The sequence below is a fragment of the Paraglaciecola sp. genome, from assembly GCF_039942875.1.
In the GTDB taxonomy this organism is placed as follows: Bacteria; Pseudomonadota; Gammaproteobacteria; order Enterobacterales; family Alteromonadaceae; genus Paraglaciecola.
Window position 1 is genome coordinate 1 of the sequence record NZ_JBDVBQ010000046.1, and the last position, 19,957, is coordinate 19,957.

12 protein-coding genes are annotated in these 19,957 nt (G+C 41.1%); 7 read left to right on the plus strand and 5 right to left on the minus strand.

What is annotated here, in order from left to right:
* Positions 1-75 precede the first annotated feature (75 nt).
* The 4 genes from nagA to ABJE44_RS15640 all read left to right on the plus strand — a co-directional run bounded on the left by nagA (position 76) and on the right by ABJE44_RS15640 (position 5,967).
* Positions 76-1,230 (plus strand): N-acetylglucosamine-6-phosphate deacetylase, encoded by a 1,155-nt coding sequence (gene nagA, locus ABJE44_RS15625; protein ID WP_348110971.1) that lies wholly within the window; start codon positions 76-78, stop codon positions 1,228-1,230.
* Between the two features lie 123 nt (positions 1,231-1,353).
* Entirely contained in the window at positions 1,354-2,709 is a 1,356-nt protein-coding gene (locus tag ABJE44_RS15630; protein WP_348110972.1) for a Gfo/Idh/MocA family oxidoreductase, read from the plus strand.
* A gap of 316 nt (positions 2,710-3,025) precedes the next feature.
* Positions 3,026-3,916, plus strand: coding sequence for a dienelactone hydrolase family protein (locus ABJE44_RS15635; RefSeq protein WP_348111089.1), 891 nt, complete (start codon positions 3,026-3,028; stop codon positions 3,914-3,916).
* A gap of 341 nt (positions 3,917-4,257) precedes the next feature.
* Positions 4,258-5,967: a S8 family peptidase gene (locus tag ABJE44_RS15640; RefSeq protein ID WP_348110973.1), complete on the plus strand. Its 1,710-nt coding sequence runs from the start codon at positions 4,258-4,260 to the stop codon at positions 5,965-5,967.
* 175 nt (positions 5,968-6,142) lie between these two features.
* Here ABJE44_RS15640 and ABJE44_RS15645 read toward each other — a convergent pair whose 3' ends face one another.
* From ABJE44_RS15645 to fadB, 3 genes are all read right to left on the minus strand, one after another.
* Positions 6,143-8,266 (minus strand): TonB-dependent receptor, encoded by a 2,124-nt coding sequence (locus ABJE44_RS15645; RefSeq protein ID WP_348110974.1) that lies wholly within the window; start codon positions 8,264-8,266, stop codon positions 6,143-6,145.
* Between the two features lie 260 nt (positions 8,267-8,526).
* Positions 8,527-9,690, minus strand: coding sequence for an acetyl-CoA C-acyltransferase FadA (fadA, locus tag ABJE44_RS15650; RefSeq protein ID WP_348110975.1), 1,164 nt, complete (start codon positions 9,688-9,690; stop codon positions 8,527-8,529).
* A 15-nt stretch (positions 9,691-9,705) separates the two neighbouring features.
* The gene (fadB, locus tag ABJE44_RS15655; RefSeq protein WP_348110977.1) at positions 9,706-11,859 is read right to left on the minus strand and encodes a fatty acid oxidation complex subunit alpha FadB; all 2,154 of its coding nucleotides are present in this window, start codon (positions 11,857-11,859) and stop codon (positions 9,706-9,708) included.
* 278 nt (positions 11,860-12,137) lie between these two features.
* Here fadB and ABJE44_RS15660 point away from each other — a divergent pair, with 278 nt between their 5' ends.
* Entirely contained in the window at positions 12,138-14,081 is a 1,944-nt protein-coding gene (locus ABJE44_RS15660; protein WP_348110978.1) for a transglycosylase SLT domain-containing protein, read from the plus strand.
* A gap of 90 nt (positions 14,082-14,171) precedes the next feature.
* Positions 14,172-15,491, plus strand: a complete 1,320-nt coding sequence (gene pepQ, locus ABJE44_RS15665; RefSeq protein WP_348110979.1) for a Xaa-Pro dipeptidase — start codon at positions 14,172-14,174, stop codon at positions 15,489-15,491.
* Between the two features lie 82 nt (positions 15,492-15,573).
* On the opposite strand, the gene ABJE44_RS15670 is transcribed toward pepQ, so the two are convergent.
* Both ABJE44_RS15670 and ABJE44_RS15675 read right to left on the minus strand, forming a co-directional pair.
* A complete protein-coding gene (locus ABJE44_RS15670) occupies positions 15,574-17,895 on the minus strand; it encodes an EAL domain-containing protein (RefSeq protein WP_348110980.1) in 2,322 nt (773 codons plus the stop codon).
* A 33-nt stretch (positions 17,896-17,928) separates the two neighbouring features.
* Positions 17,929-18,468 carry a hypothetical protein gene (locus ABJE44_RS15675; RefSeq protein ID WP_348110981.1) on the minus strand — a complete coding sequence of 180 codons (540 nt, stop codon included), beginning with the start codon at positions 18,466-18,468 and terminating at the stop codon, positions 17,929-17,931.
* 263 nt (positions 18,469-18,731) lie between these two features.
* Between ABJE44_RS15675 and ABJE44_RS15680 the strand changes: the two genes are divergently transcribed.
* Positions 18,732-19,859, plus strand: coding sequence for a hypothetical protein (locus ABJE44_RS15680; RefSeq protein ID WP_348110982.1), 1,128 nt, complete (start codon positions 18,732-18,734; stop codon positions 19,857-19,859).
* Positions 19,860-19,957: the final 98 nt, after the last annotated feature.

The window sequence follows — 19,957 nt, forward strand, 5'->3', positions numbered from 1 at the left end:
CTCGGGAAATGTGCAGGTGAGTAAACCGGCAGCGCGGCACAGAACGACCAATACACAAAAAAGAAAAAACAAGCTATGACTACAGCACTTATTAATACTCAAATATTTACAGGTCAATCAGTACTTCAAAACCATGCCGTTATTGTAGAGAGCGACAAAGTTGTTGCGGTAATGCCCCAGAGTGAACTGCCCGCTACGATAGAAAGACGATTCGATTTGTCAGGGCGTTACCTCGTTCCTGGGTTTATTGACCTTCAGGTTAATGGCGGTGGTGGTGTGATGTTTAACAATGCCCCAACTGTTGAAGGGTTACGAACTATCGCCAGTGCCCACAGACGTTTTGGTACTACAGGCCTGATGCCAACTCTAATCACAGACAGTTTTGAGGTCATGAGACAGGCCATTTCTGCGGTAAAGCAAGCTATTGATGAAGGGGTACCTGGTATTTTGGGTATTCACCTAGAAGGGCCATTCTTGAACCCTGAGCGAAAAGGGGCTCACGCAGAGGAAAAATTTTGCCTAATTGATGAAGAAGGCTTAGAAGTCATTAGTTCATTAAATGTAGGCAAAACTATAGTCACCATTGCCCCTGAATTGACTACCACGGATATGATTAAGCGAATCCGCGATAAAGGCATCACTATTTGTGCAGGCCATACGGGAGCGGATTACGAGCAAACATGTGATGCATTAGCTGCCGGTATAACAGGCTTTACTCACTTATACAACGCAATGACACCTCTTCAAAGCCGTGCGCCGGGTATGGTTGGAGCTGCACTTAACGATGAAGATAGTTGGTTCGGAATTATTGCCGACGGTTTTCATATGCACCCAGCTGCGTTTCGTGTGGCTGTAGCAGCTAAGCAAACTGGCGGGGCGGTATTGGTAACTGATGCGATGTCAACCGTGGGGGCAATTGATAAGTCTTTCGTGTTAGATGGTGAAACTATTTATGCAGTTGATGGGCGCTGTACTAATGCCGCGGGATCACTGGCTGGTTCAGACTTAGATATGAATACTGCTATTAAAAACGCGATGAAATTTGCGCGGGTAAGTTGGGTCGAAGCGGTTCGTATGGCATCTCTTTATCCAGCTCACGCTATCGGCTTAGAGCATCAATTTGGACGCATTAAATCAGGCTATCAAGCGAACTTTGTCGAACTAGATGAGGAACAAAACGTGATGGGCACTTGGATTAGCGGCCAGAGATATCCCAGCGAATGCACATAATGCTTTCATCTTTGATTACAGAATAACGCTGACTTACCTGTTGTTCTCTGTAGAAGATGTTCTTGTTTTTTAATCTGCGTTGGGCTTTGGTCTTGCGTATTTCTCAACGGATAAATATTGATTATGAATAGAAGAAAATTTTTAGTTAACACCGCTGCAAGTGCAGCATTAGCTCTTTCAGCTTCTCCATTTTCTTATGCTACATCATCGACTGCTAGCAAATTACGTTTAGGTTTTATCGGGATTGGTGCTCGGGGAACAGGGCAGCTAGCCCTCACCTTAAAAAGAAAAGATATTGTTGTAACTGCCGTGTGTGATGTAGACAAAGAAAGACTCGAAAATTCGGCAAAAATGGTTGAGAGTGCAGGCATGGCAAAACCTGCCATGTTTGGTGCAGGCGATGAAGATTATAAGAACCTTTTACTCAGAGATGATGTTGATGCAGTGATTATTTCAACACCCTGGGTATGGCATACGCCTATGGCGATTGATGCAATGGAAGCTAAAAAAGCAGTAGGGCTTGAGGTAGCTGGCGCCTTTGATATAGATGAGTGCTGGGCATTAGTTGATGCGTATGAGCGAACTCAAACGCCTTTCATGATCTTAGAGAATGTGGCTTATCGCCGTGACGTGATGGCTGTTTTAAATATGGTAAGACAAAACCTTTTTGGTGAAATTGTTCATCTTCAAGGTGGTTACCAACATGATCTGCGTCACGTCAAATTTAATAATGGTAAGCAATTGTATGGCGGTGGCGTAGAGTTTGGTCAAAAAGGTTACAGCGAGGCGCGTTGGAGAACCAACCACTCGGTACTTCGAAACGGCGATTTATACCCTACTCATGGGTTAGGTCCAGTTGCTAATTGCATTAACAATAATAGAGGTAATCGCTTTGAATACCTCACATCAACGGCAACAAAAGCCCGTGGTTTGAATGAGTACATTGATGAGCACCCAAAGGGTGGGGAATCCCATCCCAATGCTTCTGTTGATTTTAGGTTGGGAGATATTGTTACCACCGTTATTAAATGTGCTCAAGGTGAAACCATAGTGTTAACCCATGATACTAACTTACCTCGACCTTATTCTTTAGGGTTTAGGGTACAAGGCACTGATGGTATTTGGATGGATTTGAATAACAGTATACATATTGAAGGCAAGAGTCCTGCACATGAGTGGGAAAAAGATGCTGCTTATATGGAAAAATACGACCATCCATTATGGAAAAAATATCAAGGTGATGCGGAAGGTGCAGGTCACGGTGGTATGGATTTCTTTGTTATCCATGCTTTTGTTGAAGCATTAAAAAGGAATGAGCCTATGCCGATGGATGTGTACGATCATGCGTCTTGGGCTGCGGTCACTTGTATGTCTGAAAAGTCTATCGCTAGTGGCGGTAAGCCTATGCACTTTCCTGATTTCACCCGTGGTAAATGGTTAACACGTCAACCTATATTTGGATTAGACGACAGGTATTAAATCTAAAAAAGCGTGTGTGATTAAATACACGCTATATTTTGTTGCTTATATGTCTTTGTTAACAATAACAAAGGAAATTGAAATATCGTGGGGGCCTGAAATAAAAATGAAAGTAAATTTCAGGTTTCTGTATCTAATGGATGTTAACTGAACATTCGAGCTGCTATGAGTTACGCTGTAACATAAAAACCTAAATAGAAATGACATTAGGTTTTTATGTGTAATATCTCTAGTGGACGAATCTAAACTAACAGTAAATTTTAGAATGCCATGATATGTTTCTCACCTCTGAGAGATGACTATAAGGAACAAAATGATGACACACATTTCCAACGAACAGATCCCCCAGCAAGCATTTGATTGGTACGATGATTATGCTCATGGTGATATAGACCGTCGTACTTTTATGAGTCGTTTAGCGACATTGCCTATTGCGGGCCTAACATTCGGTGCGGTAGCGGGTGCACTCACTCCTAACTATGCATTGGCTGAGCAAGTCTCTTTTAATGATTCGGCTATTAAAGCAACTTATGAAACGTTTGAATCGGCGAAAGGGCACGGTACTGGTCAGGGGTATTTGGTTGTACCTACTGAGCTAAAAGCCAAGGCTCCAGCGGTTTTGGTGGTTCATGAAAATAGAGGTCTCAATCCGTATATTAAAGATGTCGCTCGACGTTTAGCAAAACAAGGCTTTATTGCTTTTGCTCCTGATGCTTTATTTCCCCTTGGTGGATACCCAGGTAACGACGATGAAGGTCGTACTATGCAGCGGGGAATGGACCGTTCTAAAATAGAACAAGACTTTATTGCTGCAGCTGAGTTTTTGAAAAAACATGAGGCTACAACGGATAAATTAGGAGTGGTAGGTTTTTGTTTTGGTGGCTACATAAGCAATATGTTGGCAGCCGCAGCACCAGAGTTAATTAATGCTGCCGTACCTTTTTACGGAACGCCTGCTAAAGATGAGTTGGTTAAAAACGTAAAAGCTCCGATTATGTTGCAATTCGCTGAAAACGATAAGCGGGTGAATGCCAGCTGGCCAGCCTATGAAAAGGTTTTAAAAGCTAACGGAGTTACCTATCAAGCTAATGTTTATCCTAGTACCCAACATGGGTTCCATAATGATTCTACAAGTCGCTATAATCCAGAAATGGCAGAGCTTGCTTGGTCTCGTACTTTAAGTTTCTTTAAAGAGCATTTAAGCTAAACATTCAAATCAAACCCTGTTGCGACGTCAGTGATGGCAGGGTTCTTTTATTAATGAAACTTTTAAAAAGCATTATATATTATTGCTTTTTCGTCATTTATCGTGAGTCTTGGTTTAACGCTACAGGTTAAATTGTGCCTTGTGCAAACCATTACCACTAAAGTCATTAAATAGCTTCACTTTGCGCCTGAGTTAAATAGTAACCTCTAATATTTTTATCTTATTAATGGTTAATATAATTTACCCTTATGCGTTGCGTTTTAACAAAATCTTGCCTATTTTATTTTTGGGGTATATTTATTACCTTTAACTTTAAAAATAATAATTATCAGGCAGAAAAAATGAAACTATCAAAACTATCTATATTACTACCACTAACACTTGTTGCTTTCTCTCTCGGCACATATTCACATGTCGCTGCTGCTGACGGGATCAAGAGCAAAAGAGTGATTGTTAAGTTCTCAGAGAACGAAAATGATCTGAGTACAGAAAGTCAAAGAAGGTTTTTACGAGCACAAAAGGTATCCAATTACCTTGCAAGAAAAGCTAAACATCTAAAACGCACTGCGCTTGAATCTGATGTGTTTGAAATAGAAGGTATGGCTGATTCAGACATGCAAGAGGTGATTAACAGGCTAAACAGTATGGCTGGAGTTTTATACGCTGAAGAAGATAAGCTTATGCAACATCAACTGCAACCCAATGACACCTTATATAGTAATCAATGGCATTATTTTGATTCAGGTACCAGCATCAATGTTGAGCCTGCTTGGGACAAGGCCACAGGTAATGGTGTAGTGGTTGCTGTGCTGGATACTGGATATCTCGCCCATGGGGATTTAGCTGCTAACATTTTACCGGGTTACGATATGATTAGTGATTCATTTATTGCTAATGATGGTGATGGAAGAGACAGTAATGCCTTAGATCCAGGCGATGCAACTGCCGCTAATGAATGTGGTTTTGGATATCCCGCGTCATCTAGTTCTTGGCATGGTACTCATGTTGCAGGAACAATTGCAGCGGTAACCGATAACAATTCAGGGGTAGCAGGGGTCGCTTTCGATGCACAAATTCTTCCAGTACGTGTTTTAGGCAAATGTGGTGGTTACACCTCAGATATTACTGACGGAATAATTTGGGCTGCTGGCGGCAGTGTATCTGGTGTGCCTACTAATACGACACCTGCACAAGTTATTAATTTGAGTTTAGGGGGATCGGGTAGTTGTTCACAGTCTTACGTTGCAGCGATTAGTTCAGCTAGAGCGAATGGCGCAACGATAGTCATTGCCGCTGGAAACTCAGGAATTAATGCATCAAATGCAGTGCCTGCAAACTGTGCTGATATTATTTCAGTTGCAGCAACTGGGCCGACAGGTGCAAGTGCTTATTACACTAACTATGGTAACGTAGTTGATGTAGCGGCGCCGGGTGGTGATTTATCTTTTGGTACCTCTAGTGGCGTATATTCTACTTTAAATACCGGAACAGGAAGCCCAGTTTCCGATACGTATGCGTATTATCAAGGTACGTCAATGGCAGCACCACATGTAGCGGGCATAGCCGCACTATTGTATGAGGCTGACCCTAGTGCCATGCCGGATGAGATTGAAGCTGCAATTGTAGCTTCTGCTGCTGCTTTTCCTGGAACATGTAGCCAATGTGGTTCTGGTATAGCCGATGCAAGTGCTGCAATCGATGAGTTGCTTGATACAAATGATGATGGAGGTGGCGATGATGGTGACTTTGAACCTGTTACTTTTTCAGTCAATATTCCCGATTTGTCACGTCGTAGTTGGGCGCATTATACCTTGGATGTTGAATCGGGTGCGTCGACATTAAGTGTCGATATTTCTGGTGGGACTGGAGATGCCGATTTATACATACGTTATGGTGCACAGCCCACTGTGGGTAACTGGGACTACCGTCCATACTTAAATGGTAATAACGAGTCAGTAACTGTGAGTTCCCCTCAAGCGGGCACATGGTATATTAGTGTTAGAGCTTATAGAGCAACGACTGGAGTTACCTTATCAGGCTCAGTTAATTAGTCAGTTTTAAGTGATATTCTAAAGCTCCTACTGGAGCTTTAGAATATCTTCATGGGAAAGAATGATTAGTCTGTTAACCCATGACAAATGCTTAGGCAATTGAAAATAAATCTGTAATAGATGACTAGGGGGAGCGTCTATTTCCAATAGTTTTGCTTACACGTTGGCTAGTCCCTTAAAAATCGTATGATACTTGTAAGTATATCCGGCGACGTTCACCAACAATTGCACCAGATACTTCATTGAAACCCGCAAGAGCAAATTCTTTATCGAATAAGTTTTTGATATTCAGTTGCAGTTTCCAATCTTGCAGTGCGGTTTGCCAAGATAAATCGTAAATTGTATATGGCTGAATAGTGAAAGGTGCGTCATAGCTCGTTGTACGGTCGGTTCTTTCACCTACGTATTCAGCGCCAAAAGCGATAGAAGATGAAATAGCTGGGAACTCATAACGTGTCCACACCCCAATTTGATGATAAGGGTTGTTGGCCAACACTCTATAAACTGTGCTGTCTTCGGAGATATCATCGGCTTCTACATCTGTGTAGGTGTAATTGATACTTGCCACCCAACGTGGAGTGATATCCATAAGCGCATCAAGCTCAAAGCCTTGGCTCCGAACTTTACCAATTGCTGATGTATTGCCATCTTCATCTGCGGTTATGGTGTTTTTACGATCAATATGATAAATCGCAGCGTTTAGGTTCAGGGTATTGTCTAGCAAATAGCTACGAATACCCACTTCAAATTGCTGTGCTTCTTCAGGGGCAAATAGCTCGTCATCTAAAGAGTCTTCTTGATCAGAGGCACTTTGGGGGGTTAAACCGGTAGAGAAAGACGTATAAGGTTTGATTTGTTCGTTGAGGTCATAAGTTGCACCTAAACGTACCGAGTAACCTAAATCATTGTATGAGGTGTTGTCTGCATTATCTTCATTATCAACGTAATCTTCAGAGAAATAATCTAGTCGAGCACCAGCCAACACATTTAGCTTATTTGTTGCTTGCCACTGATCTTGAATGTAAACACCTACTTGGTCTAATTCAGTTAGCCTGTCTCGGTTTAAGGTTGCATTGTAAGCACTGATATCAGAGTCGTAACTGGGGTTTGTGAGGCTTAAATTAGACACTCCAGTATTGACGCCATTGGCATAATAAAAGACTTCATCTTCACTGGCGAAATGGTAATCAGCACCCGCTACTACAGTGTGTTCACCTAAATCGGCAACAAGGTAAGACGCTAGATCTATCCCTTTATAAATACGCCTTTGGTCTTGGTATCGGCGAGTTACTTCGTCATATACACCATCATCGTCAGTATCTACTAAGGCTCTTGCTTGGTGAAATTTGATCACTTCTTCTGTTTCGTAATAACGCACAGTCGAGTGACTGGTTAGCCAATCGTTGAAAGAATGTTCGAGGTTAACTTGAAAAATGTCTGACTGAAAATCTTGCTCATCGTCAGGTTCGTTGCTATTCCAAGATATGTCCGTTAAAAAATTACCATTTTCATCAATGGGGACACCACGTAAGCGTTCACCTAACTGGTCAAAATGTGTGTATTGAACCGTTAATGTACTATCGTCACTAAAGTCCCAAGCATAGCCTAGGTCAAGAATTAGGTTGTCTTCTTCAACATTGTTACGGTAGGAGTCTTCGGTACTCGAGTAAATACCCACGCGATAACGCTGTGAGCTGTCTTCATTGATTGGCCCAGAAGATTCTAAGCTGCCACTTAAGAAGCCTTTATTACCTAATCTTAATTCGGCAGTATTTTCTTGCTCAAAAGTAGGCTTCTTAGTGACATAGTTAATGGCTCCACCTGCTTCCCCTGCTCCGTAAGCGGCACCAGACGGTCCTTTTAAGGTTTGAACTTGTTCAATATTAAAAAGTTGAGGAATAGTAAAGGTTCTAAAAGGGTCGCCTTTTATGCCGTCATAAAATACTTGGCTTTCTTGCTCGAAACCGCGCATTTTAACAATGCCGTAATTTAAATAAGACACACCTGACATTGAACGGAATAGGTCCGATATTTCATAGGCAGCTTGGTCTTCAATGAGCTCTTGGGTGATGATTTGAACCGTTTGTGGGATTTTATCAATATCTGAATTAGTGCGTGTGGCAAATACAGCGCCATTGCCTTGATACAGAGATAAAGCTCGACCTTCTACAGTAAGCACTTCTAGCTCAGGCTCTTGGTTAACCGAAGCATCTTGCGGTGTAGCTTGGCCAAAAGCCGAATTTGATATAAATAATAGGCCACAGACTTGCATGGCTATTAAAGTGATTTTTGTAGGCACAGCACGGATTCTCCGAATCGATTTTGAGGCGCGGGACTATAATCTAAATGGTAATGATTATCAATAACTTGCTTGAGCTCATTGATAATCTAAGTTAGTAACTCATAGTTTTTGGTGTACACAGCAGAGCTGCTTGACCTTGTATCGTGATGAAAATTTATAAGAGACGGGTGAAGTTACAAAAAGACTTGGCAATTTGATAATGGTATAAACTAAAAAAGCTCCCTAAGGAGCTTTTTAAAAAGTGATAAAATCTAAAGCTACACTCGTTCAAATATTGTAGCGATACCTTGTCCTAGCCCTATACACATAGTTGCCAAGCCAATTGATTTGTCGTTAGCTTCCATCAAATTAATCAAGGTGGTTGAAATACGCGAACCAGAACATCCTAGTGGGTGGCCTAACGCAATGGCACCACCGTTTAAGTTGACTCTGTCATCGTAGTTGTCTATCCATCCTAACTGTTTAATGCAGGATAGCGCTTGAGCTGCAAAGGCTTCGTTAAACTCAGCTAGTTCGATATCAGCCATGGTTAAGCCTGCACGTTTTAGCGCTTTTTGTGTGGCAGGTACTGGGCCAAAGCCCATAATTGCGGCATCACAACCCGCAACCGCCATGGCGCGAATTTTAGCTCGTGGTGTTAATCCAAGGGCTTTAGCTTTATCGGCAGACATAATTAACATAGCTGAGGCACCATCAGATAAAGCGGATGATGTACCAGCTGTTACTGTGCCGTTAACCGGATCAAAAACGGGTCTTAAGGCCGACATAGTTTCAACAGTTGAGTCAGGACGAATGACTTCATCTACGGTAATAGATTTTAATACGCCGTCTGCATCATGGCCTTGTGTGGCTACGATTTCACTTGCCCAGCGGCCTTCAATGGTGGCTTGGTTAGCACGTTGATGTGAACGTGCCCCGAATGCATCTTGCATCTCACGGGTAATGCCATTTTGGCGACCTAGTAACTCGGCTGTCATCCCCATGCTACCAGAGGCTTTTGCTGCGTGTTTGGCGATCCCTGGGTGAAAGTCTAGGTTGAAATCCATGGGTACGTGGCCCATGTGTTCTACCCCACCAATCATGTATACATCACCACGGCCAGACATAATGCCGCTGGTGGCATCGTGCAGGGCTTGCATTGATGAGCCACATAAACGGTTTACAGTAACTGCAGTCGTTGAGCGTGGAATATCAGTAAGTAATTGCGCATTACGGGCGATATTAAAGCCTTGCTCTTTGGTTTGTTGTACGCATCCCCAAATGATGTCTTCTATCTCACTTGGGTCAAGGTTTGGATTACGTTCTACTAATTTTGACATTAAATGTGCAGATAGGGTTTCTGCACGGACATTTCTAAATATACCGCCTTTAGAGCGACCCATTGGTGTACGAATACAATCGACGACTACGACTTCTTTCATGATCTTCTCCTTAGGCTATTGTGCAAAGTATGATTTATTAGAGGCGGCCATTTCGCGCACACCATCTGATAGTTGATAAATAGGACCTAAGTCTGCGTATTTATCTGCTAACGCCACAAAGTTGGCTAAGCCCATAGTTTCAATGTAACGGAATATACCGCCTTTAAATGGAGGGAAACCTAATCCATAAAGCAAGGCCATATCTGCTTCGGCAGCACTGGCGACTATGCCTTCTTCAAGGCAACGAATGGCTTCGTTAGCCATAGGGATCATCACACGTGCGATGATTTCGTTTTTATCGAACTCTTGAGTGGCTGCACAATGTGGAGCGAACAATTCATAAGCTTCTGGGGCGGCTGTTTTAACAGGACGGCCGCGCTTGTCTAAGCTGAAGTTGTAAAAGCCTTTGGCATTTTTCTGACCAAAACGTTCTGCTTTGTATAGTAAGGTGACCGGGTCGTTAGCAATTTTTTGCATACGCTCTGGAATGCCATCAGCCATTACACCAGATGCGTGATCTGCTGTGTCCATACCTACTACGTCTAGCAAAAATGCTGGGCCCATTGGCCAACCAAATATTTTCTCCATGACTTTATCAACGGCAACAAAATCGGCACCGTCCATCACTAACTTGCTAAAACCTGCAAAGTAAGGGAACAACACACGATTCACTAAAAAGCCTGGGCAATCGTTAACTACTATGGGGGTTTTACCCATTTTTAAGGTGGCAGCAACGACGGCAGAGATAGTGTCTTCAGTGGTCTTTTCACCGCGAATAATTTCAACCAAAGGCATTTTGTGCACAGGGTTAAAGAAGTGCATACCGCAGAAACGCTCAGGTTTTTGCAAGCTCTCTGCTAATTGATTGATTGAAATGGTAGAGGTGTTAGAGCAAATAATGGCATCGTCAGCAACATGTGTTTCTGTTTCTGCTAACACTATGCCTTTAACTTTAGGGTTTTCTACAACCGCTTCAATCACAAGATCGACATCCTTTATGGCTGAATATTCAAGTGTGGGCGTGATGTTGTTTAGGGTGGTGGCCATTTTAGTCGCGTCCACTTTACCGCGCTTCATACCTTTACCTAGTATGGTTGCGGCTTCTTTTAAACCTAAATCTAAAGCAGCTTGGTTAATATCTTTCATGATAACAGGTGTACCTTTAACCGCAGATTGATATGCGATACCACCACCCATTATGCCTGCACCTAACACAGCCGTTTGTTTTACTGCTTTTGTGGCGGCTTTAGCTTGTTTTTTGCCTTTGCTTTTAACGAGCTGATCCGCTAAAAAGATACCTACTTGCGCTCTAGCTTCATCGGTTTTAGCAAGGGTCGCAAACCCTTGGTTTTCTAGCTTAAGTGCCCCTTCTCTATCAAGGCCTGCAGCTTTGGCTACGGTATCGACCATCATGTGAGGGGCGGGGTAATGTTTACCTGCTTGCGCTGCCACCATAGCTTTTGCGGTTGAGAAGCTCATCATAGCTTCGTTTTTGTTGAGTTTAAGAGGGGATGTTTTCTCAGTACGACGAGCATGCCAATCAAACTCGCCAGCAATGGCATCTTTAAGCATGCTGATTGCGGCGTCTACTAGTTTTTCTGGAGCAACTACTGCATCCAGTGCACCTTCTGCTAAGGCTTTAGCTGCCTTGCGATCGCGACCTGTGGTCATCCACTCTAGTGCGTTGTCAGAGCCAATTAATCTTGGTAAACGAACGGTGCCGCCAAAGCCAGGCATAATACCTAATTTGACTTCAGGTAAACCTAGGCTAGCCGTGGTATCGGCCACACGAAAGTCACAGGCTAGAGTCATTTCACAGCCGCCACCTAGGGCAAAGCCGTTCACTGCTGCGATAGTAGGGAAAGGTAAATCTTCAAATCTATCAAATACTTGTGAGGTTTTAGCTACCCAAGTTAATACCTCTTCATCAGGCATATCGAACAAGCCTGTAAACTCAGTGATATCAGCGCCAACTATAAAAGCTGATTTTTCTGAACGAACTACTACCCCTTTTACGTCAGTGTTATCTTTTAGTGCTTGAGTGGCGGCATCTAAGTCGGCAACGGTTTGTTGATCAAACTTGTTGACCGAACCTGATGCGTCAAATACTAATTCTGCAATACCGTCTTGCAGCAAATTTACCGAGAGGCTGTTACCTTCGTATATCATTATCATCTCCTGTGATGTGAGCCAGAGCGCAGGTTGCAACGCGCACTCTCTTTCTTAAATTTTTGAGGCCAGTATTGTTAAAAAAAAGTTTCACCTGAAATCTAATTTTAACAATATTTACCAAGAATAATTACATGTGGGCAACTATACTGATTTCAACTGGTCATTCCAGTTAAACTTGAATGTTTTTGATAAATTTTCAGCTTTCTTTAATTAGCTACAAAAAGACCTAGGTAAATTTGTTACTATCGTCACTCACCCTTGTTTAGTTTTTTTTAATGACTGTGGAACCTGTGATTACTCGCTATTTGATTTGGTTAGTTGTGTTTATTGTCTTGAAATCTCAAGTAAGTTTAGCTGCGTCGAAACTTACCTTGGAGCAGCAAAGAACTTTATTCATTGAGGCTGAAGCTTTCACTGATAAGCCTAATAGCAAGGCTTATCAAAGTTATATGCAGCAGTTAGATGGGTACCCATTAAAGCCCTATCTTGAGCTCAAGATGCTTACTACATTCCCTTTTATGGCGAATAAAGCTCAAATTGAAGCCTTTTTAATAAAATATGATTCGTCTCCCCTCGATAGACCGCTCCGTAAAAAGTGGCTTAGCTATTTGCAGAAGCACCATCATGATGAGTTGTTTATCGCCTCATATCGTGACGTAGGTGATACCCAATTAACCTGTCGTTACGCTGAACTCTTAATGAAAGATGAAGATACTAGAGCCAAAGCTTTAAAGTTGGCTGAAACACTTTGGGTGGTTGCGAAGTCACAACCTAAGGCTTGCGATTCTCTTTTTAAAGACTGGCAAAAGCAGGGGAAACGTACCTCAGAACTAGTATGGAAGCGCTTAATTAAAGTGGCTCAGGGAGGAAATCAAACCCTGATCCCATATTTAAAAACCTTATTGCCCCAAGAGCAAAAGTATTTGGCTGACCTTTGGTTAAAAGTTCGCCGGTCTCCAAGTCAGGTGAGTCGCCTCTCTAATTTTCCTAATAAAATCTCTAATTTAGAAACTGAGATCGCCATCTATGGTTTAAAGCGTTTGGTTTGGCAAGACAGGGACTTAGCGCTGCGTACTTGGGATGAGCTTAGTAAACGACTTGTTTTTACTAAAGAGCAGCAGCAACAGATATTTCATAGATTTGCTGTCGCTTTAGCTCTTAGCAATCATGAACAAGCGGATCTTTGGCTGGAGAAAGCCATTGAGTTTGGTATTGATTCAGAACTGTCACGCTGGCATTTAGCCCATGTGATTAGAAAAAAAGATTGGCAGCACGCTCTGGATGTGGCTGATTATGCTATCGAGCAAGGGGGCATAGACAATGTATTTAGATATTGGCAAGCGATAGCCTATAAGCAATTGGGAGCTGATGAATTAGCAGAGCAAGGGTTTCAATACCTAGCCAAACAGCGTCATTATTATGGCTTTTTAGCCAGTGCCCAATTATCGGTAAATACCAGCTTAAACAATAAGCCAGTTCAAGTGCCACAAGCAGAGATAGATCTACTGATGTCAGAGCCAGCGGCTCAACGGGCTTTTGAGTTTAGAGCGCTAGATCGCAATTTAAGCGCGAGAAGAGAGTGGTATTACTTACAAAGTAACTTGGATGAACAACAGAAAGTGGCTGCTGCAGTACTCGCTGATCAACAAGGTTGGCATGCCCAAGCTATTTTTGGCTTTGCGAGGGTTGGATATCTTGATGATTTAGATAAACGTTTTCCCATGCCTTTTGATAATGAAGTTCAAGCAAACGCTGAAAAAAACGATATTGATGTGGCATGGGCGTACGCCATTGCTCGAAGAGAAAGCTCATTTATGGCTGATGCAGCCTCTGGTGCTGGGGCATTAGGTTTAATGCAGCTGATGCCGGGTACAGCTCATTATTTGGCAAAGAAAAAAGTGCATAGAAAAGTGTTGTTTGATCCTCAGCAAAACGTAGAGCTAGGGACCCAGTACATGCGTTATTTGTTAGATAAAATGGATAATAATCCTGTACTCGCCACTGCTTCTTATAATGCTGGTTGGCGTAAAGTTAAAGAATGGCAACCTGAGACAGGTACCATGCCTTTAGATGTCTGGATTGAAACTATTCCCTACAAAGAAACACGAAACTATGTGAAGGCCGTATTGGCATATCAGCAAATCTATCATCAACATCTGGGAAACAAAGATAATATGTTTCAAGATTGGGTGAAAATGCAAATAGCCCCCAAGAGCTAAGTGCAAATATCTTTTTACTTGGATTATCCTAATACAAGCTAATAACGGCATGTGATAATCTAAGTAGCTAACGTTTTTAGAGAGTGATTTATGTCATTATTGAAGCAAACCTACCCAGAACATATTGCAGAGTTACAGAATCGAACTCGGGAAGCCATACAGCGAGAGAGCATAGATGGCTTAGTTATCCATTCAGGGCAAAGCAAACGTTTGTTTTTAGATGACAATAATTATCCTTTTAAAGTTAATCCACAGTTTAAAGCATGGTTGCCTGTAATTGATAACCCAAATTGTTGGTTAATAGTAAACGGTGAGGATAAACCCAAATTAGTATTTTATCGTCCTAAAGATTTTTGGCATAAGGTACCCGATGAGCCGAATGACTTCTGGGCTGAACATTTCGATATTGTGTTACTAACCCATGCCGATACTGTTGAAAAGCACTTACCTTTTGATAAGACAAAGTTTGCTTATGTTGGGGAGTATATTGAGGTAGCTAAAGCCCTAGGGTTTGAGTTAGTTAACCCGGATAGAGTGATGCATTATCTACATTATCAAAGGGCCTATAAAACAGATTACGAGTTAGTTTGTATGAATGAAGCTAATCGTATTGCTGTGGATGGGCACCGTGCTGCAAAGTTGGCATTTGAACAGGGCCTAAGTGAATTTGATATTAATTTAGCTTATCTATGTGCCGTTAGGCAGGGAGATAATCAGGTGCCTTATAATAATATTGTGGCCTTAAATAAAAACGCTTCAATATTACATTACACCGAACTTGCCACTAACCCTCCCACAAATTTTAATTCATTTTTAATTGATGCCGGCGCTAGTTTTAACGGTTATGCAGCAGATATAACCCGAACATATTGCCCGCAAGATAATCTGTTTTCTGAGCTTATAGAAGCTATGGATATGGTGACGTTAGCTTTAGCGGATGAGCTAAAGCCTGGATTGCCATATACCCGTATTCATGAAAATGCTCATCAGAAAATTGCCCAAATTTTAACGGATTTTAAGATTGTTAATTTAGGCGCAGCTGATGTGTTAGAACAAGGTATTGTGAGTACGTTTTTCCCCCATGGAATTGGGCATTTCTTAGGTCTACAGGTACATGATGTAGCAGGCCATGTGTCTGACGACAGAGGTACCCCAAACCCTGCACCTACAGCCCATCCTTTTTTAAGAACGACTCGTACAATTGAGCCAAGACAGGTGTTTACCATAGAGCCAGGCTTGTATTTTATTGATAGCTTATTGAATGAGTTGAAAAGCACTCAACAATCAAAGTTTATTAACTGGGATGTAGTTGACGTATTGCGCCCTTATGGCGGAATTAGAATTGAAGATAATATTATTGTGCATCGTGATAAAAACCAAAATATGACACGAGAGTTTGGCTTGGAGTAGGTTGTTTTTTGACTGTGTGATGTTATTTATTGCTGTATTAGTCTCAAGGCGACTAATACAGCTGGCGTTTTAGTAATTGAACTTACAACCATTTTTTATCTTTGATTTCATTTAGCCATATAAGTAAATCATCAGCTTTTATTGGCCTACAAATGTAGTAACCTTGCGCTAGCTCGCATCCCCATTGAGCTAAAAGTTGCAACGACTCTAAATTTTCTACGCCTTCTGCGACAACATTCATATCAAAGCTGTGTGCAAGATTAATAACTGTTTGTACAATTTTTTTATCGCCTTCTTGCTCATGTAAGTTCAATACAAAACTTTTGTCTACCTTTAAGGTAGTAACGGGTAAGTTTTGTAGATAGGCCATTGATGAATAGCCTGTGCCAAAGTCGTCAATGGCAAGCTCAAATCCAGCATCTCGGTAGGCTTGCATATGCGCAATCGCTTTGGCGTGGTCTTTAACTAAGTCTCCCTCTGTTAATTCGAAAGAAACACTAGTTCTGGGTAGGCCACGAGCGTCTATTAACTCAACTATTTGTGTAAGTAGAGCAGAGTTCATAATATCTTTGGCTGACAAGTTGATAGCCACTGATTGAGGGAATCCAGCGTGATAAAATTTTGCGGCATCATTTATGGCTTGTTTTATCACCCATTGGGTAACATGTTGAATAAAGCCCGCTTGTTCAGCAATGGCTATAAAGTCTTCGGGGGATACAAAACCTAAGTGTTTATTGGTCCAGCGAATTAGAGCTTCAACATGGGTGACTCTTCCTGTTTTAGTGTTTAGTTTGGGTTGGTAATTAAGAGTAAGTTCTTGTTTTTCATTTTTAAGGGCATTTTTTAGCTCGGTAATGATCGCCAGGCGTCTTGAATATCTAGCTTCTAAACTGGGGTCAAATGGCAAAACAAATTGTCGTGTTATTTGGGCTTCATCTAACACTATATTCATACTTTTGAATATTTCTTCAGGGGTTTTTGCATCTTTAGGACATGTCATTAAGCCTAATGCAACTTTAAGATCTATATTGAATTCGCCAATGTTTACTGCGGTCTCTAACTCAGATTTCATTGCAGCAATAAAGGCATCACTAGGAATTTCATCGGGCAACCAAAGTAGTTCACCGCCAGTTAAGCGTGCAGATATGCCACCAAAACTGCTTAGTCTGAGGGCAAGTTCGGTTAAACATTTATCTCCATTGTGGTAGCCAAAAATATCATTAATGCCCCTAAAACCAAAAATATTGATACCAATAACTAAGAAGGAGCTACCAGTTTTAAACTTTTCTTCTATTAGGGTTTCTACAAACTGGCGATTATATAATGAAGTTAAATTGTCATGCCGGGCTTGAAAGGTGATCTTTTCTTCCCGTAATTGAATATTTCCCTGCATTGAAGTAAACGCTTCTGATAACTGATTAACTTCTTCGGTTGAGCAATGCATATCGATTGGATTGGAGTAATTTCCCACTGAAATTTCTTTTGCCTTGGTAGCCAATAAAGATAATGGTTTTGCCATTCGATTTGAAAATAAAGCCCCTAATAAACTCGCAAGCAAAATGGCTAAGGTCCCGGTTATAAATAACCTTAGTTGTAAGTCTTTGAAGTCTGAAAATAGTTTCTGTACCTCTTCTGATAAGGTCAAAACAGATTTATGCCCTAGCTCATCGGCGAGTATGAATTGTCTCGAAATATAGGGAATATCATTGGAAACAGTGATAGATAACCAAGAAGGCCGAGTTTCGACTTGTGATAAGGCTTGTTCCATCTGAGGAGCACTAAGGGTACTAATCTGATAGGTTTCTTGGTTATCGTTAAACACCTGAAGACTAGTGTTTAATTTAGTTATTGCTGTTAACTCTCGCAGAGTGGCTATATCTAGTTTAAAGCCAATTAAAGCTATAGCGATTGGCCTTGGGGCATCAACGGTTAACATGATGACTTGGTATAGTTGCTGGTCTAGCATCATCAATACACTAGCGCCTCCACCCTTTACAATGTCATTGAATACAGACTTATATGGAAAATCTTTGGCTGGGGTTAATATTTCTGGAGCGCTGGTTATCGTCTTACCGTCTAGAGCGATAAGGGCCATAACATCAGCGTTAATTCTCGAACCATGGTTTTTCAAGGCGCTGTCTATGGTACCTTTGTCCTTAGAGGCAACCGCTTGCTTAAAGCCAAAGTCAGCGGCCAATACATGGGCAGAGGTAAAGAGCAAATCTTCTCTACTTTTTAAAACTCGTTCTAGTACGTTTTGACCAATCTCTAATCCTGTATCAAGGCGTTTTTGGGTTTGCTCTATTGTTGCCAGCCAGACATTCAAAAATAGTGTAATTGAAGTGAATACAATTAGACCAACCACGAGTCGAAATATACTTTTATTAAGGGATTTTCTAGCCAACTATTTATCCTTATTTACATCGTTAGGATTGCGTTAATACCATACAAATTTTAGCTGCTTGGCTAAAATTACAATTTCGTCAGCTTCCCGCTTTGGTGCAAAACCATTAATCTCGTCCAAGTTAAATAAAACTATATCATCAAATGAGTTTATTAAGCTTTGCTTTATGGCTTTGATAATAGGTTCTGGTGTATCAAAAGTGTTACTCTCTATACTGAATTTATCTTCATATAGATCTTCAAATTGGTAAGCCTCAGTAAAGGGATCAAATTTTAAATTTCCCTTAAAACGAATTTTTGCTATTAATTTGGGGTTTTCACCCGAAGTGACCGTCATCATTAGTTTGATATTCTTATCAAGTACGTTGATTAATATCTCTGGCTCTGAAAACGTGGCGCTAATGCCTTTAAAAGAACGGATTACAGGGAATTGAGTTTGTAGCCCCAGATTGATCTTTTTAGCGGTTACAAGCTGGTATACCGATGATGCTTGACTACTGCTTGTTATAAATAGCCCCATTAGTAGCAGTGAAATAATGGGTAAGTTAGCTATTAACTTTAGGCCTTTTTTCATGTTTCTCTCTTCGTTGCCCATCTTTATAATATTAAGAATGAGTCTTATTATGGTTACCATATCACTGTCCGATTAAAATCGCTAAATTTTGAATTTACCTAGTATTTATTCTCATACTTAAAAGTTGAAAATATCTAGTCTATTAATTGAGCAGTGATTCAAAGTATTGCTTTAGTTTCAAGTTATTGGCTCTTGTATTTCAGCGTTAAACCTCATATAAACGTCATAGCTCTTTTAATGAAAGTACAACCGTAGATTTTTAAATGGCCCGGCACAGACCCTTATTCAAACATATCAGAAATCATGACACCCTCTTTGCAGAGTTAGCAATTGTTAGAAACACTTATGCTCAGAGCTTGGGGTTAACCCATTACGATTATCATAAAACCCCTAAGTTTGTGACTGAGGATGGCCGAAGGCTTACAATCGAACCAGAGCGCAGTATTGTCGTGAATAATTATCGTGATCTGCGAGGCGTCAGACATGTCTTAGAGCGACAGATTCAAGGTTTGTATATTATTAATAATAGTGACATTGGGTTTCGTTATCCAACAGCTGCCATTGCTGGATTAGATGCACCGTTTATTAAACGTTTTCGATCAGAGTTTTTTCACAAAGTAGATGAAGATAGAAGTATTTGTCGACCTTTAAATCTGTCGTATGGTATTAAAAGTCGCGGTAAAGCTGATAATCGTCAAGAATATGAAGTCTGGGTTGCTGATGATAATTTACAGCAAGATCCTTCACCTCTGTTTATTGATAAATATGGTGAAGACTTACCCGATGATATTCGTTTATTTGCAGCAGAACCACCGATAGTTCATGGATGGATGGGGGTAAAGCGAGCCGCATTTGAAGCCATCTATCAAGATAAGCAAAATATGGGTGATATTGCTATTAATATTGGGCTATCGGTTGATGCTTATAATATTGGGTCAATGCCTGATCTTTCTTATTCGCCACTGACAGAAAGCTCTATTGCTGTTGGAAATGCAGAACTGGAATGGGAGGTTATGGGGTATTACGCACCCGCGGGTGTGCGACTTGAACATGACCAAGTATGGTCTGCTATTAATTATGCTATCGAAGCCATTGGTGGGCCAATGGGTGATAACTATGCAAATGTGACTTTAGCTACTAATGAAAGTAAAACAGAACGTATTTTAAGCACCATACGTGACCAACAAGTTACAAATGAACAGATTAGAGAGTTAGATTTGAAACCTTGGGAGTTTTTACAAACAGCAAGTGACCATAGGCGTAAAGCCCATGATCCGTCACGAACTGTTAATCTGTTAGGGCGGCTCAATCGACTTTTTTATCAAGAATCTCATCAATTACCTTCACTGAATGAAATCCATGACTTAATTGCTGATCCTATAGGTCGATAATCAATATTAATTAGGTTTAGTTACCTTTAAGTTCTTTATCTAAAACCTCAAAAGTGTAATAGAAATAACTTTATTTTAGGCTCTCATTGCCGTACCAC